Here is a 4,177-nt window from a genome sequence, read left to right as displayed (position 1 = left end):
AACCCTTAAATAATACATACAACCAATATTTAGAGAACAAGGAAACGACAAAGTTAGTGCTATCTTTGGTGCTAATGCTACTAGTTTAGGATTTACTACTTTATTAACTGATAAATGCAAAGGTACTGTTTTAAATAAAGATGGTAAACCAACAAGTGAATTAATTTATTCAACTTATAATTTAAAACAATTAAATGAAAAAACTAACCGAATTTATTTAATTAATGAACAAACAAAAGCAGTTGAAGCACAAAAACCAGTTAGTGATAGTGAAAAAGATAATGATTGCGAATTCTTACAAACACCTGATGGAACAAATTGTAGTTATATAATTGATATGTTTTCAATTCAAGCATTATATAAAGGTAATTTTGAAATTATCTTTTATGCTGATAACCCATATACAAATAATGAAGAAGATTATTTATGCTTATCAGTATGAAGTTTCAGAGGTAAAACAAAAAGTGTATTAAATAATTATTTACGTGATATGACAACTAATTATAAAGCTAGTTTTTTATTACCCCATGACTATGAAATACCAACTTTTAATTACCCACAATATGTCTTACCACCAGTTCCATATAACTATAAACCTTATACAAAAGATATTATGCCTTCCGATGTAGTACTACCATTAAAAACCAAAATTACAGCACCAGCACAATGTAAAAAATCAATATCTTCAAGTTATACAAAAATTAATTTATTTTCTGATGAATTTAATTATGCTTATTATGAGGTAGAAATTGATTTAAAACAAATTGACCCAACAATTCAAAGTATCAGTAAATTTCAAGATGCTTATAAAACAATAGAAATAAGTAATCTAAGTAATTTACAAGTTGAATGTGGGACACCAAATATAGAAAATTTTATACCAGATATAAATGTTAATTTAAATGGTGGAGTTAATAGTTGTAATAATAATGTATGTGCATTAATAGATGTTTCTATTTTAAGTCAAGATGGTCGCTCACAAGTTGATAAAGTTAATTTTCCAGATACTTTTACAATAGATACGAAAGAAATAACTAATGATATTAAAACAATTGATACTTTTAAAACTAATGGTTTACCAAATGATAACTATAAAAATAGTTATGTTGATAATCAAAAGAAAATAAATATTAACTTTTTATTACAAATAACAAAATTATCTAATAGTGATAAAGATAAAATTAGAGAAATATATTTACAAGCATATTATACTAGTGATTTAAAATTAAAAATTAGATTTTCAAAAACAATATTTGTTCAATTATTAGCAAGATTATTACTTGTTATTTGAAATTATTTAGGTAATGACAAAGATATCATATTAGATGTTTCTAATCCAAATGTATTGGGTATTCGCAATAAAAATGATAACCCAATTAAAATTACATTTAAATCAAAATAAAAAACAAAAAAAGAGATTTAATTATCTCTTTTTTTAATCATTAACTTTTATATTACCATTTTCATCAATATCTAATAAATCAGATATATTAGTATCTAAATTTCAACGATAAACTGATTTAAAATAGTCATTATTAATATTTGATATTCATTTTTTAGAAATATCATATCCTACTTGTAAATGTTTATCATAATCCATATTATAAAGTAATTTTAACTCACCAATATTTAATTTTTTAATAACTTTAAATTTATTATCATTAAAATCATTTTTAAATTTAGCAATTTCTCAATTATTATTTTTATCACCACGACATACTACATAATATCATTTATTATCAACTTGATTAAATGGTTTTTCTTGTGGTGCTATTCATTCTAAATTATCTTTAATTTCTTGATTTGTTGTATTTATTTTATTTTCTTCTTTTAATTTTGTTAATTCTTCGGGTGTATATTCTGATATATTATCACAAGCAACTAAACTTGTTGTATTTGTTCCAATTAAAGTGATTGTTCCTAAAAGACTTAATATTTTTTTCATTAATTATTAAATTATTCAGTAATAGTTTCATTAATTTGACAGGCAACAGCAGCTAATCCCGAAATTAATGAAACTGAGGTTCCTACAACCGGAATTGGAGCACTAAGTACAGAAATTAATGTTCCTATATTTTGACATCATTTTAACTTATTATTATTATTAACTCTAACATTAATTTGATTAACTTTATTATATAAATCATTAATTCTATTTTCTAAAATATTTAAATCATTTTTTAATGACCGAACTTTTAGATTTAGGTTTTGTATTTCTTCACTATTTTTTATTATTTGTAAATTTTGATTTAAAGAATGTATTTTATTTCTTAGCTCATCTTTTTTATCTCCCTTTCAAGTTCTTTTTTGTTCTATTGTAAAACTAGGAAAATCCTCTTTTTTTTGACGATCAATTTCTTTTTTTCATTCATTAAAATTCATTTGTCATTCTTTTAATAATTTAGTATCAGTTATCATTAATTCAAATGGTCAGTATTCATATAGTTTATTATCCGTTGATCCAAAATACAATCTATTATTTAAAACAACACCAAAAAAACTGATATTTTTATCTGTTACAATAACGATTTTTTGTTCTTTTGTTTCGGGATTATATTCATATACTTTGCCATCAGTTGATCCAAAATACAATCTATTATTTAAAACAACACCATTATAATCAATAAAATTATAATTTATTAAAGAAATGATTTCATGTTGTTTTGTTTTGGGATTATATTCATATATTTTTTTATCACTAAAAACAAAATATATTTTGTTTTTTAAGTAAAATGAAAAATCAAGTGAAGTATTTTCTGTATTTTCTAAAATAATTTCATGTTCTTTTGTTTCGGGATTATATTCATATACTTTGCCATCAGTTGATTCAAAATATAATCTATTATTTAAATAAATAATATAACTGAAAAAAGAATCTTTTTTTTCTATTATAGTTCTATGTTTCTTTGTTTCTTTATTATATTCACTAATAATAGAAAGACCACGAGAATAAATAAATTTATTTAAAAAAACTTTAGTTTCAAAATTATTAATTGTTCAATTTTCATTAAATTCAATATTTTTTGTTTTAGTATTATATATAAAAAGTTTTGTATTTGAATAAATAAATATCTTATTATTTTTACTATAAATTTTATATGGGGGGTATGAATTATTTAATTCGAAAATATCATCTTTTAATAATATTCCTTGTGAAGAAACAAAATTAATGTTTTCATCTCTTTTAATTCTAACATTATTTTCTTGATAAGGACTAGCGGCAATTGTTGTTGGTACTGCAGTTCCACCAATAGTTAAGACACTTAACAGACTTAAAATTTTTTTCATACTTGTTTTTCTCCTTTTCTTAATCTTGAAACTTTTTATCAAGTTCTACCTTCAGTATATATATATATATATATACAAGCAAAATTATGAATTATTTGCAAAATTTTATTTTGAAAAATAGTTCTTATGAAGCGTTTTAAGGGTTAAATTAGCAGCAAAATATATTAAGTTTAGTATTAGTTTATAAAAAGTATTGTATTAATAAACTATTGGTGTATAATTAATGTAAGTTTTAATCTTTTTGTATCAAAAAAGAGTTTATGCTGACTTGTTAATCGGACAAGAATAAAAAAAGAGAGGTTTATAAAATGGCACTTACAAAAGAACAATTAATAGAACAAGGTTTAAGTGAAGAGATTGCAGAAAATATCTTAAATCAGTTTAATAATGAAGCAAAGCAAATTAGAGAAAGTGTGCAAAAACGCGAAGATGTTATATCAAAAGAAGACTTTATTAAATTATCTAATGAATTAGATGAATTAAAAGCCTTTAAAGATGTTCCACCTACTAAAATTAAAGATATTAAAACTAATTTAAATAAAGTTAGTGGTAATTCTTTAACTGAAAAAGTCCAAACTTTAAAAGAATTAAAACCGGATTTGTTTGTTGAAGAACAACCATCAGTTTCACCAACTAATTTTATTAAAGATATGATTGAAAATTCAGTTGAAAATAAAAATGATGAAATTGAAATTATTAAAGAAAAAGGAGCATATACTCCTGATGAAATTAAAAAATTAACTGATTATACACTTAAAAACCTTAGATAATAAGGGAGTGAAATTATGGCAACAATTAATTTGCCACAAGTACCTTTTACATTGGAAGGTAATACAACAGGNCAAAAAGCCTATGTTGATATGGTTAATGCTTTATTGCGTGGACCTTT

Annotated in this window: 4 protein-coding genes; 2 read left to right on the top strand and 2 right to left on the bottom strand. The window is 22.6% G+C overall.

Translation table 4 applies throughout. The annotated features are described in order from the left end of the window. Window positions 1-337: 337 nt before the first annotated feature. Complete coding sequence (locus EHU54_RS04785; protein ID WP_400249220.1) at window positions 338-1,402, top strand: hypothetical protein; 1,065 nt, start codon at window positions 338-340, stop codon at window positions 1,400-1,402. A 33-nt stretch (window positions 1,403-1,435) separates the two neighbouring features. On the opposite strand, the gene EHU54_RS04780 is transcribed toward EHU54_RS04785, so the two are convergent. Beyond that, window positions 1,436-1,945, bottom strand: coding sequence for a lipoprotein (locus EHU54_RS04780; protein WP_400249218.1), 510 nt, complete (start codon window positions 1,943-1,945; stop codon window positions 1,436-1,438). Between the two features lie 11 nt (window positions 1,946-1,956). Beyond that, window positions 1,957-3,288 carry a hypothetical protein gene (locus EHU54_RS04775; RefSeq protein WP_400249217.1) on the bottom strand — a complete coding sequence of 444 codons (1,332 nt, stop codon included), beginning with the start codon at window positions 3,286-3,288 and terminating at the stop codon, window positions 1,957-1,959. A gap of 308 nt (window positions 3,289-3,596) precedes the next feature. Here EHU54_RS04775 and EHU54_RS04770 point away from each other — a divergent pair, with 308 nt between their 5' ends. Continuing rightward, complete coding sequence (locus EHU54_RS04770) at window positions 3,597-4,058, top strand: hypothetical protein (protein WP_400249216.1); 462 nt, start codon at window positions 3,597-3,599, stop codon at window positions 4,056-4,058. The last annotated feature ends 119 nt before the right edge of the window (window positions 4,059-4,177 follow it).

The sequence above is a fragment of the Spiroplasma sp. ald genome, assembly GCF_044714355.1.
GTDB lineage: Bacteria > Bacillota_I > Bacilli_A > Mycoplasmatales > Mycoplasmataceae > Spiroplasma > Spiroplasma phoeniceum.
Note: the sequence above shows the minus strand (reverse complement) of the source record. Positions and strands in the feature narration are given on the sequence as shown.